Here is a 12,436-nt window from a genome sequence, read left to right on the forward strand (position 1 = left end):
AGGCATACTATAATATATAACAGATAAAATGGATAATATAAACCATATATATAAAAACCACCCCAAATCAATATATCGCGGGGTAATAGAAAATGCGGATGCAGCAGGTAATGCAGATTCAGCCAGCTTACAAACCAGGATTGGTTTCACTTCCCGTATCAGCCAGACCACTATAATAGATATAAAGTTTACCTGTTGCGGACAAGATTCGGCTGCAGTCTTTGCCAGCTACCTCGTCGGCCTGGTTAAAGGAAAAGATATATTCCAAGCAGCATTTATTAGCTATAGATATCTGCAGCCATATTTTAATGCTGTTCCAGGCAACTTAAAACCGGCAGCCTTGACTGCCCTCCGTGCTTTTTCTGATATGCTTTCCAGCTACTGGTCGTCTGCAAACCAAAAGCTTTACCCCCTTGACGACAACCGGGTAGTGGTTGCCATGAGTGGAGGCATAGACAGTTCCGTAACCGCTAAAATGCTGGTAGAGGAAGGTTATCAGGTTATAGGGGTAACCCTTAAACTCTTACCTGACAGTTTCAACTACCAGAATAAATCAGGAACCTGCTGTTCTCCCACCGATATCACTCTGGCCCGGCGGGTATGCCTGGAGCTGGGTATTTCCCACCTGGTGCTGGATATAGCAGATGAGTTTAAGGAAACAATAATAGATACCTTTTTTGATAAATATATGCAGGGCATAACCCCCAATCCCTGTGTAGACTGCAATCCCCGGATAAAATTTGGGCTGCTTCTTGACCGGGCCATACAGCTGGGTGCTGCCTATATGGCTACCGGCCATTATTGTATCCTGGAAAAAAAACAGGGCACCTGCATTATAAAAAAAGGTGTAGACCAGACCAAGGATCAGAGCTATATGCTGTGGAAGCTGAATCAACATCAGCTAAGCCATATTAAATTCCCACTGGGCGGGTACCATAAACGGGATATTAAAAAAATGGGCTCCCGGTATTTTCCCTTTCTTAAAGGAAAACCCGAAAGCCAGGATATATGTTTTATAAGCCCCCAAGGCTATCAGCATTATCTGGCTGCCAAATTTGGCACAGGAGAGGGAAATATACTAAACAGCCAGGGCCAGGTACTGGGCCGGCATAAAGGTTACCCCTATTACACCATTGGACAGAGAAAAGGGCTGGGTATAAGCCACGCCAGGCCATTGTATGTAAAGAAAATAATACCAGAACAGAACGCTGTGGTGGTAGGAGAGAAAGAAGAACTGCTGCAAAAAGAATTCAGGGCAGATCAATTGAATTTTTTAACCGGAAATCCCCCTTCCCAAAAATTCAGGGCCCAAATAATGATAAGGTATAATTTCAAACCGGTTCCGGCTACCATAGAATTACTGGACAGCCAATGTGCCAAATGCTGTTTCGATGTTGCCCAGCTGGCCATAACTCCCGGACAGTCAGCGGTTTTCTACCAGGATAACCTTCTATTGGGCGGAGGCATAATTACATAACAGCTGCAACTGCAATTTTTAAAATACCTGTAGATACCCTGAGCTGCCAATATTTTAGTTTTAAGTAATATTTAAGGTTTGTATTTAATTTCTTTTAAATACATAAAAAACATGTACTCCTTAATTTCATTTTCTTGCCATATCCTTTTGATGATCCTAAACTGAATATCAAAGAAAGGAATAACATGAACAATCTGGACCAGTACAAGAAAAAAAGAGACTTTAAAAAAACTACAGAACCCCAGGCAAAAGTCAAACCCGGCAAGCAGGGCCTGATTTATGCCATTCAGAAACATAAATCAAGAAACCTTCACTATGATTTAAGGTTGGAGCTGGACGGTGTACTCAAGTCATGGGCCATCCCCAAGGGCCCTTCTACCGATCCGTCACAAAAAAGACTGGCTGTTCCCACCGAGGACCACCCTATTGATTATGCCCGGTTTGAAGGCATCATTCCGGAAGGGCAATACGGGGCAGGTACAGTAATAGTATGGGATAAAGGCACCTACCGAAATTTGAAACAGGACAAAAGCACAGCAGAGTCTTTGCAGCAGGGAAAGTTGGAGTTTTTCATTCAGGGTAAAAAGCTGCAGGGCGCCTATGTTTTGCTCCAGACAGGCAAGAAAAATGATGATAATAGCAGATGGCTGCTTATAAAAATGAAAGACCAGCATGCAGATGCCCGCAGAAATCCCACCAGCACTGAACCCCGGTCAGTAATTAGCGGCAAAACCATTGAAGAGCTGGAAAAGCAAAATGACTGAAAACTCACTGCTTGAAAATATATTTTCAAAACAAAGGCTGGCCGGCCTTGACCCGGAAGAAATACCTGCCCGCTATAAGAGCTTAAGGGAAGATAAACCGCCCCACAAGGTCAGAAAGAAATAATGAACAAAAGAACCTATAAAATTGAAGGTAAAATCATAGAAGCCTCCCATCTGGAAAAAATTTTCTATCCTGGCCAGAAAATCCGCAAACAGGACATACTGGATTATTACCAGAAAATTGCTTCCATCATGCTGCCCCACCTAAAAGGGCGGCCACTAAATATGCACCGGGCTCCAGACGGCATAGAAGGCGAAACTTTTTATCAGCAGGATGCTCCGGACTATTTCCCCCGCTGGATAGACCTGATAGAAGTTACCAGGGCTGATGGAACCAGATTAAGCCATGCCATATGCAATTCAAAAGCAGCGCTGATATATCTTTCCAACCAGGCTGTACTTTCGTTTCATACCTGGTTGAGCACAGCTGGTAATATAAAAAAACCGGATAAAATGATTTTTGACCTGGACCCGCCGCCAGAAGGAGACTTCAGGTCGGTCATAGAGGGAGCGCTTATTATAAAGGATTCATTTGCCTCCATGTCCGTACACTGCCGGGTTATGACTACCGGCTCCAAAGGCCTTCATGTAGTAATACCTATTACCCCTGAATACAGTTTCAAGGAAGTCCGTGAAGTTGCCAGAAAAATAGCAGAAATCCTGGTAAGCAAATTCCCCGGCAAATTCACCCTGGAACCATTAAAGAAAAACCGGCAGGGAAAACTATACCTGGATTACGCAAGAAACTCTTTCGGGCAGACTACCATCTGTCCCTACTCTTTAAGGATTCTCCCCACCGCCCCCATAGCCACCCCCCTTGATTGGGAAGAGCTCCAAAAGCCGGGTATCGGACCACAAACTTACAATATTGGCAATATATTCCGGAGATTAGGCCAGAAACAAGACCCCTGGAAAAACATATACAGCCACAGCGAAAATTTGGAAACAATGAAAAAATGGTTGAATACTTATAAAAAAAGCTGATTATTCATTATTTTTTTCTTTATCCATTATTTCTTTTATCTTCCTCTGTTCCCAGCTGGCACCAAAACTCTTGGTAAACACAAATACGCCCATAGCATGCCAAAACAGGCCAAAACCCCAGGCCCCGGCTACAATTAGAAACCACAGAAAACCGGGAGAGGTTACCAGATTTATGACCATCAATACTATTATAACCGATATATAGGTTATAAGGTGGGCATAAAATCCTTTAATTTCCTCTACCCTTTTCTTTGCTTTTATATATTTTTCTTTTTCATCCATGGTCCCCTCCTTAGATTTCTTTCTTTATGGTAAAGACTATCAGTTTTACAAAACTAACCACAGTGGCGATACTTAAACCAATTATTACCAGGATAAGAGCCACAGTTACAACCGGGATCAGGATACTGGCAATATTTTCTGCCGGTATATTGCTGAAGTCAAAAGGAAAAATTGACAGCAGGGTTGATACCGAGGCAATGCCAAAAATATTCATTACTATGTTGGTTATCTGCCTTACCGAGTAATGGTCTATTATAATCATCACTATATTGCCTATAATAGAAACCACCACCGCTACCGTGAAGATAGGCAACCAAAATCTGAAATCATCGGTAAGCACCGGGTATCTGGTCCAGGTTTGCAGTGCGGAATTATATTCATAATATGCAATATAATGGTAGAAAAAATTAAAAAATACCAGAAATACTATACTCCAGGCTATGGACATACTGTATCCGGTTAATCTGCTTCCCCTGGTTCCTTCCTGCTTATAATTTTTTTTTTCTACAGTTGGGACCACATCTTTTGAACTGCTCTCTTCCTGTTTGGTATCTGAATCCTGTTCTTCTTTAAATACCTCGGCTACATCATCACCAAATTTTTTGGCTGCCTTTCCTGCTTCCCTGAACTTTTCTTTAACTTCCTCATCCTTGAATCTGTCCCCAAAAGCCCTGGCCGACCGGGAAGCACTTTCACTGAATTCCCTGGCTTTCTTTTTAAGTTCCGGATCATTAAAAACCTTGGATACCGCTTCTCCAAATTCTTTCATCATCTCACCAAAACTGCCGCCTAAATTTTTATTATCATTTTTCTCCTGTTCCATGTATCCTCCTTTATTTAAAATTTTTTTTTAAAATTTTAAAATTTACAATATTTAAAAAATATTTGACTCTATGTACCTGGCTACCGCCTGCCCCAGTATTTTATGGCTGGATTCCTCATAATGAAGTCCGTCAGTATCGCTGGGCTCTATAACATTGGCTACCTCCATAAAATGGCAGCCCTTTTGTTTGGCTATTTTTTTAAGGTAACCGGCTAATTGTTCTGACTTTGGCCCGGCTCCCTCAAACATTAGCGCAAACTGGATCAGTTTTCCTACCGGTGGGGGACACATAAGCAACAATTCCGGACTGCTGCCTCCAGGCCCGGCACCACTGCCCTGTATCATATCTACAAGCTTACCCAGTCCCAGGGCAATATCGTATGCGGAAGCAGAAAACTTTTTCTTAAAATCATTAGAACCCAGCATTAGAAGCACCAGATCCAGGGGCGCATGAGACTCCAGACAGGGGACCAGATAAGTCATTCCATTTTTATGTACCCCCTCTACCGGATCATCAAACACCGTAGTCCGCCCATTAAGCCCTTCTTCAATAATCCTGAACCCGGAACCCAACTCTTTTTGCAATATTCCCGGCCATCTCTGTTCCGGGCCATACCTTAAATCAGAGGCTATTACCTCCTCTCCCAGCTGATCAAATCCAATGGGCTTGCATCCATAAGTATTGGAATCGCCATAGCATAAGATAGTTTTCAACCTTAAATCCCCCCTAATCATCTAATTTGTTTAAATCTTCAATAACCTGATCTATATGGTTCTTCATGGCCTGTTGTGAACCATCAATATCGGTAACACTCATCCTGTGATAAATTTCATTATGCCATTTAAGTCCTCTGCCAGGAGAGCCCGGAACCCTGGAAATGGTTTTCATCCCCTGGATCAATAAATCAAAAATAAAGTTAAAAATACTGGAAAGGACATTGTTCTGGCTGCACCTTACAATAGTCCGGTGAAATTCATAATCTTCAACATAATAATCCTCATATTGACCCAGTTTTAAGAATTCTTTGGACTGGTCCAGGTGCTTTTTTAAAACTTCCAAATCAGAACTGTTTATATTCCTGGTGGCCTCTTTTATGGCTGCTGTCTCTAAAATCATTCTGACCTTAAGTAAATCCAGTAACTCCGTCTGGTTCATAAAAACATTCATATTTACCGGATTTAATATGGAGTTTAAGGAAATAGAGGATACAAAAACTCCTTTGCCGTGCCTGACATCCACAATTTTGGCCAGACTTAAAGCCTGGATAGCCTCCCTTATACAGCTTCGGGCTACATTTAACTTCTTTGCCAGCTCCCTCTGGGAATCTATCCTGTCCCCGGGTTTAAGTTCACCCTTTTTTATCCGATATACAATTTCATCTATTACTGCCTGTACCAGGCTTTTGTTTGATTCAGTCTGCATTTTTAATGTATTTATCTTCTAAACAATTTATTATTTCTATATATTTTTTTTAAAACCGTCAAAAGCAGCCTCTACCCTTACCCTGTTTTCTGAATATTGGCCTAACTTCTGCTCCAGCTCTGTCAGGTCCATGGTTACTATCTGTTTTCCAAAATGGGTAAGTATAAGGTTTTCAATACCATATTTTTTACACCAGTTGATAACCGTCCTGGCCCTGGTATGCCCAAAGATCTTACCGTCCCTTCTTCTAACCATGTTAATGTTTAAGCTTGATCCATCAGCAATAAGCGTATCCACGCCTTTAAATACAATGGATTTGTCAGTTTCGGTATCCACTATATCCGGAGCATAAACTATAGTCTTTTTACCCCCCAGCCTGAAACATACTGCCGGGCACCTTAGGGAGTGAATAACCCGGTAAGCAACTACTGATATATCCTTTATGCTAAATTTTTTCCCCGGTTCTATAATCCTATAGTTCAGGGGCTTATTCCGACTGTATTCCAGAGTTTCCCTGGTCAAATAAACCGGTATTTCTACAGCCTTGTTTTCTTCCACAGTCCACATATAATGATCCGGATGGGCATGGGTAATAAGCAGTGCATCAAAATTTGATATCTCTCTGTGCAGGTCGGGGTCATGCTTCTGCCCGTAGTCTATTAAAATTCTAGTGTCTGCTTCTTCAACTATAATGGAAGAATGGTAACGGTGAAGTTCACTACTCTCTTCAATTTCTCCCCTGGTACCAGGAAAACGGAGGATCATATTAATACCAAGCCTCATATTATTCTAAATATGAATAATTCTACCATAGAACGGCATCGAATATTAATAGCTTTTCTTAAGCTTTTCCCATTGATCTAAAATTGAAAGGACCTGGCTGTCAGTAACATCATGCCAGTTCTGGTAAACTTGGGCTACCGCCCTGAAATTTTCAGGCATCTCAAGCACCACCAGCCGGTCAGCCTTCCGAGAAACCAGGGATGCTGCCCGTAGCCCAGCTACCGGTACCGCAACCACCACTTCTGCTACTTTCTGGTGGCGGCAATAATTTATTGAAGCCAGCATGGTGGAACCCATGGCCAGCCCATCATCTACCAGCATAACGGTCTTTGCGGAAATATCGGGCAGGGGTTTGCCTTTTCTTAATATCTTTATTCTCCTTTTTATTTCTTCAGACTGCTCTTCTTTTATCCTTTCTATTTCCCCGGCAGAAAGCCAGCTGGCAGCCTGCCTGTGGATATAGGTGGAACCATCTTCGGAAATAGCTCCAAATCCCGATTCCGGGTTATTAGGGAAAGGAAGCTTCCTGGTTATCAGAAGATGCAATGATGCCTTTAAGTGTCTGGCTACTTCAAAACCTATCTCTACCCCGCCTCTGGGTATAGCCAGTACCAGCACTTCTCTATCCATATATTCTTCAAGAGCCATCGCCAATCTGGCTCCTGCATCTTTTCTGTCTTTAAAAAATTTAGTCATCCCGCTTTAACTTCCCGTGCTTGTCCTCAATATTTTCAGTTATGTTCTGGTAGTCACCTTCAGAGTATTTTTCAGGTTTTCCAAATACCACCGAGACCCTGGGCCTCCTTGGCATATGCCCTAAAGGCAGCAACCCATTTTTCAATAATCCATACAGGCCATTTATCTTTACCGGTACTACGGTTGCTTCCATATCTTTGGAGATCATCCCTATTCCCGGCTCAAATGATTTTATTTTACCATCAGGAGTAACCCTGCCCTCGGGGAATATTATGATTGACCAGCCCTGGTCCAGCAAACGGCCTATATTTTCCATACTCTGTTTGAACCCGTAAGTACGGGAAAGAGGAGTGGTATTCATGGCCAGATTGACCAGTAAATAAAAGCCTGCAGCTTCAATAAACCTTCTGACCCAGCAGCCCTGGCGGTAAAAGAAATGGGTAAAATGATGTTCTATGGACATAAGTACAGTAACCTTACGCCTCAGGGCCAAGGGCAAACAATAAAGTATAACCAGCGTATCCAGATGGCTGGTATGGTTGGCTGCAAATACCACCGGCTCCTTGGCCTGTTTTAAATTTTTAATACCATATGGTTTCAGTTTTATCAATATCCGTATAAAGGGGTATATAATATACTGAAAGATTGTCCTTACCACCGTTACCGCAAACCAGTAAGGGAAATTATAAAAGGGTAGCTTCTTGCTTGTCTTCTGGGGAGAATTAATATATTTTTTCAATTCCCCCACTGTAGTATCCCTGCTTATAGGTATCTGGTCAGCATCTATATTGTATTCATTTTCTATCTCTACCGCCAATTTTATGGTATCCAGGGAATCCAGTCCCAGGTCCCCTGAAAGCCTGGACTCCGGCTTATACTTTTCTCCACTAATATTATGAACTGATCCCAGCAAACGGTACAGCTGATCTCCTTCTTCCCTGGATTCGCTGCTTCTATTTATCATTTTGGCTACTTCTGCCTTCTTCACCTTTAGGGTTGAGGTCCGGGGAAAATCATGTTCCGGCCAAGCCGTCCAGTTATCTATTTTTTGATGGGTATCCAGGTTCTGATTAATTGATTCTACTGCCCGGCTTAAGTCCACTTCAGAAGATTTTGGGAGCAGCGCCGCATATACCTGTACAAAATCTTCATTTTTCAAACCAAAAACCACCCCGTCTTTTATATCCGGGTGTTTCTTTATTTCATTTTCTATATCTTCGGGGTACACATTGGTTCCATCCGGACGCACAATAACATCATCCCCGCGCCCTTTATATATTATATTTCCCTGTGAATCTATTTCTGCCAGGTCTCCCGTTTTAAACCACCCGCCGCTATAGGCCTTTTTGGTCTGCCCGGAATCAAGGTAATAGCCGGGGCTGACATTATCGCCTTTTACATATATCTGGCCATCTTTGATTTTTACCTTCTGCCCTTTTAAAGCCCTGCCTATGGTGCCGGCTTCAGTACTGGGATCAGAAAGGGTTACCAGGGGCGCAGTTTCGGTTAGACCATAACCCTGGAAAAGGGCATAGGCCAGTCCTCTCCAGAACTGGTCCACTGCCGGTTCCAGATAAGCACCCCCCACTATAATGGCGCAGAACCTCCATCCCAGCCTTATATGCAGCCTCCACAGTGAGAGAAACCTGTAGGGCCAGTGTTTCTGTTTAATCTGTTCAAACTTTTCTCTAAATTCTTCGTCATCAAGCCCATATTTGCTGCTTACATAGTCCTTTAAAATTTCCAGCATCCGGGGTAAAACCCCTATAGCCCATACCCGGTATTGTTTTATAATTTTGATTATTCTGGCAGGATTAAGCATATTGGTATAAACTACAGAACCTCCGATTATAAGGGGGGCAAATATTCCAATCAGTTGTCCATACATGTGGGACAAGGGAACCAGTGAAAGTAGTTTAAACCCCAGCATTAACCTGAAAGCCCATTTCCATTTATCCAGAGCAGGCTGTACGGACTGTAAATTAGCATAAATATTTTTGTGATTAATAACCACTCCTTTAGGCCTGGAGGTAGTACCGGAGGTAAATACTATTTCCAGCATACTATCCGGGCTGGTGGATCCGGGTTCTGCAGCTTCCATGTCATTTATATAACCAAAAAGGTCTTTCAGAAAGTACCTGGGGATTTCCTGAATATCAATATCGGATTCATTTTTACAAAAAATACAGGCAGCCTTTACCTTTTCCTGAATCCTGCGGATAAAAGCCCTCCCTGACCGGTTATCGACAGGTACCACTGCCACCCCCTGCAGAATACAGCCAATGAATACCACTACCCACTCCAGGCTGTTTTCGCCTTTAAGAAGTATCTTGTCTCCCCCACTGATACCCTGCTGTTTTAAGAAAGAGCCAAACTTGAGACTATATTCCAGCACCTGTTGCCAGCTTGCAGTTTTTTCCCTGTATTCGGACCGGGCTACAACTTTACCCCTGTTGGATTTTAAATGGTTATATAGGTATTGCGCCAAATTTGATTTCATGAATTAAATGCACCCCATAATTAGTATAAATTACCCACCCCAGGTATTCAACCGCCATAACATTAGGCCAAATTCTTGAAATATTGTTGTTACAGGTCCGCTTTGTTAAAATTTTATAAAAGATGAATATAAATAATGGAGATACGCAAAATGAACAAAACCATCATACTTAAGATAATAGCCATTGCCGCCTTATTGTTTTTAATGGCCTGGGTAATGGCCTGTATCCCTGATTTTTTAAGAACCAGCCAACAGCCACAGGCTACCGATTCCCAACCTGCTGCTGCCGGCAGCCTTGAACAGTTTAATCAGAATATAAGAGATCTGGTAAACAAAGTACTTCCTTCAGTGGTAAACATAAGAGTAGGTATACTGGAAGAAAATATACTGGGCCAGACCCAGCTACAGGAAGGAGTGGGCTCGGGAGTAATATATGATGAACAGGGCTATATTATAACCAACAGCCATGTAGCGGCTGATGCCCAGCAGCTAATAGTAACCTTGAATGATGGAACACAGGTTGAAGCAGAACTGGTAGGAGCCAGCCGGGATACCGATATTGCAGTTATAAAGATAGACAGCAACGGTCTGAAGCCGGCAAATTTTGCCTCTATTGAAGACCAGCATGTTGGAGACCTGGTAATAGCAGCAGGCAGCCCCTTCGGCATACAGCAGACAGTTACTATGGGCATCATCAGCGGCAAGGGAAGGACACTGCCTGTTTCCTCCGACCAGCTGCCTATTGTGGATGCAGTGCAAACCGATGCAGCTATTAATCCTGGTAACAGCGGGGGACCGCTAATAAATATAAATGGAGAAGTTATCGGAATAAACACCATGGGTATTAGTGCTTCCGGAACCAGTTCCGGGGTTGGTTTTGCCATACCCAGTGATACTGCTACCAATATTGCCGACCAAATCATACAATACGGCCGGGCCAGAATTCCGTTTATAGGCATTGAAATAACCGCCAATAATACTGAAATACCAGGAGTGGCTGTAGGCAACATAGTTGAAAATTCTCCGGCATCCAAAGCAGGAATCAGGACCGGTGATATCATTGTTGAGTTTGACCAAAAAAGTATAACCACTCCATTCGACCTATTGTCCCAGCTGTTAAGAAAAGATTGTGGCCAGGAAGTTGAATTAAAGATTTACAGAGACGGAGACTACCTGTCTATAATGCTGGAACTGGAAGAATGTCCAACCCCTCGGGACTAAATTTTCTGGAATTTAAACTTGAGGGCACGCCGCCAAAAGTCAAATTTTGATTTCAACTCCTCCCTGGAATTACCACCCAGATTTATTACCCCGTACCGGTAACTCCGGGCATCCTGGAGAGTTGCTGAGAGATTTTTACCCGGATATGCATAAATTTCTATTCTGGCCTCTTCAAATTTGTTCATTACCTGCTTTATCTGTTGGGGGGAAGGCACACTCAGTACTTTCATGTCTGAAAACTTTCTGAGTACAAAACTGGAACCAAACTTAAATTTTCCTTTCCGGTTAAAACTGTAATCAGGCTTTTTGCCCAGAGATAAATCCAGCTGCAGCCGGTAAGTATTTATGCCGTCGACCTTCTCTACCAGGTCTGCAAACTGGGAACACATCCTGGGATTTATTTCAATAATACTCAAACTCTTATTTCTGCGGTTATAGAAAAATTCAATATTAAAAAGCCCGTTTCCATAATTTAGGTGACTCAACCATACTCTGGAAACATCCATCATCCTCTGCTGAACTGCACTGTCTATAGAACTGGGATAATCAAAGCGCTTAAAGCTCTGGGTATCTTTATACATAATAGAATCAGTTATTCCTATGAAAAAAACCTGGCCTTTATACACATAACCTTCCAGGTTAACCTGCTGACCAGTGCATATTTTTTCCGCCATAACATAACCGGCACCCACTGGCAGCAGGGTATATTTTTTTAGCATTCGGTTAAAAGGCTCAACAAACTCTTGTATATGGGCCCTGCTGGCTTCCATATATTTTAAAAACTGATTGGTATTTTCAATTCTGCAAGCAAGTATGGAAAAAAAAGATTTTACCGGTTTTAGAAAAAAGGGAAAACCGTAAGGGGGATCCTCTTTTTGGAATGGATCCAGTAATTTATATTCCGGCACCATGGGCCCAAATAATCTTGACTGCATTTCTCTTGAATAGTATTTATGCTGGCATAAAAAATTTGCCGCCACGTTTACCCCATCCGACCCTATCATGTTTGCTATTATACTGGCCATTATAGATGCGGGATAATCATGGGTGCCAATTACTGCGTCTATTTTTTCATGTTTAATTTTTTTTATAACATATTCAATAAACACCAGGGGATCAAAACTGCTTAATATTTCTCTGGTATCAGCACCTTCATAGATATAATTATGGTTATATCCCAGCCGTGGGATTTCTCTAAGATCCCTGAGGGTGGGACATAGTATGAGTATGTTTTTCATTAAGCTAAATAATAATGCAAGAAACAAAAAAAATAAAAAAATATTTCCAGAGATATTGACACCAGCAGCTGGTTTTGGTATATTTATTATTGCCTTAGGAAAAGGAGGCAACATCTGGGAGTAGCTGAAATTGACCTCCGAAAGGAAGTAGGAAAGTAAGCTAAAATTCTGGATAGTACCTAAGA

12 protein-coding genes are annotated in these 12,436 nt (G+C 42.2%); 4 read left to right on the plus strand and 8 right to left on the minus strand.

What is annotated here, in order from left to right:
• Positions 1 to 28 precede the first annotated feature (28 nt).
• The 3 genes from mnmA (at position 29) to ligD (ending at position 3,285) form a co-directional block, all read left to right on the plus strand.
• On the plus strand, positions 29 to 1,477 hold the full coding sequence (gene mnmA / locus K9H14_03690; protein MCG9479294.1) for a tRNA 2-thiouridine(34) synthase MnmA: 1,449 nt from the start codon (positions 29 to 31) through the stop codon (positions 1,475 to 1,477).
• 185 nt (positions 1,478 to 1,662) lie between these two features.
• Complete coding sequence (locus K9H14_03695; protein ID MCG9479295.1) at positions 1,663 to 2,241, plus strand: DNA ligase; 579 nt, start codon at positions 1,663 to 1,665, stop codon at positions 2,239 to 2,241.
• A gap of 123 nt (positions 2,242 to 2,364) precedes the next feature.
• Positions 2,365 to 3,285, plus strand: a complete 921-nt coding sequence (gene ligD, locus K9H14_03700) for a non-homologous end-joining DNA ligase (GenBank protein ID MCG9479296.1) — start codon at positions 2,365 to 2,367, stop codon at positions 3,283 to 3,285.
• Here the strand turns inward: ligD and K9H14_03705 are convergent, their stop codons facing one another.
• The 7 genes from K9H14_03705 to K9H14_03735 form a co-directional block, all read right to left on the minus strand.
• Complete coding sequence (locus K9H14_03705; protein ID MCG9479297.1) at positions 3,286 to 3,567, minus strand: 2TM domain-containing protein; 282 nt, start codon at positions 3,565 to 3,567, stop codon at positions 3,286 to 3,288. It abuts the gene before it with no gap.
• Between the two features lie 10 nt (positions 3,568 to 3,577).
• Positions 3,578 to 4,390 carry a hypothetical protein gene (locus tag K9H14_03710; GenBank protein MCG9479298.1) on the minus strand — a complete coding sequence of 271 codons (813 nt, stop codon included), beginning with the start codon at positions 4,388 to 4,390 and terminating at the stop codon, positions 3,578 to 3,580.
• Positions 4,391 to 4,441: 51 nt separating this feature from the next.
• On the minus strand, positions 4,442 to 5,104 hold the full coding sequence (locus K9H14_03715; protein ID MCG9479299.1) for an SGNH/GDSL hydrolase family protein: 663 nt from the start codon (positions 5,102 to 5,104) through the stop codon (positions 4,442 to 4,444).
• A gap of 13 nt (positions 5,105 to 5,117) precedes the next feature.
• The gene (locus K9H14_03720) at positions 5,118 to 5,813 is read right to left on the minus strand and encodes a FadR family transcriptional regulator (GenBank protein MCG9479300.1); all 696 of its coding nucleotides are present in this window, start codon (positions 5,811 to 5,813) and stop codon (positions 5,118 to 5,120) included.
• Between the two features lie 36 nt (positions 5,814 to 5,849).
• Positions 5,850 to 6,578, minus strand: a complete 729-nt coding sequence (locus tag K9H14_03725; GenBank protein MCG9479301.1) for an MBL fold metallo-hydrolase — start codon at positions 6,576 to 6,578, stop codon at positions 5,850 to 5,852.
• A gap of 63 nt (positions 6,579 to 6,641) precedes the next feature.
• Entirely contained in the window at positions 6,642 to 7,292 is a 651-nt protein-coding gene (locus tag K9H14_03730) for a phosphoribosyltransferase (GenBank protein ID MCG9479302.1), read from the minus strand.
• Positions 7,285 to 9,792: an AMP-binding protein gene (locus tag K9H14_03735; protein ID MCG9479303.1), complete on the minus strand. Its 2,508-nt coding sequence runs from the start codon at positions 9,790 to 9,792 to the stop codon at positions 7,285 to 7,287. Before K9H14_03735 ends, K9H14_03730 begins: the two co-directional genes overlap by 8 nt.
• Positions 9,793 to 9,942: 150 nt before the next feature.
• On the opposite strand from K9H14_03735, the gene K9H14_03740 reads away from it, so the two are divergent.
• On the plus strand, positions 9,943 to 11,013 hold the full coding sequence (locus tag K9H14_03740) for a trypsin-like peptidase domain-containing protein (protein ID MCG9479304.1): 1,071 nt from the start codon (positions 9,943 to 9,945) through the stop codon (positions 11,011 to 11,013).
• Here K9H14_03740 and K9H14_03745 read toward each other — a convergent pair.
• Positions 11,010 to 12,251 carry an ATP-grasp domain-containing protein gene (locus K9H14_03745; protein MCG9479305.1) on the minus strand — a complete coding sequence of 414 codons (1,242 nt, stop codon included), beginning with the start codon at positions 12,249 to 12,251 and terminating at the stop codon, positions 11,010 to 11,012. The genes K9H14_03740 and K9H14_03745 overlap by 4 nt on opposite strands.
• Positions 12,252 to 12,436 lie beyond the last annotated feature (185 nt).

Source organism: Actinomycetes bacterium, assembly GCA_022396035.1.
Lineage (GTDB): Bacteria > Actinomycetota > Humimicrobiia > Humimicrobiales > Humimicrobiaceae > Halolacustris.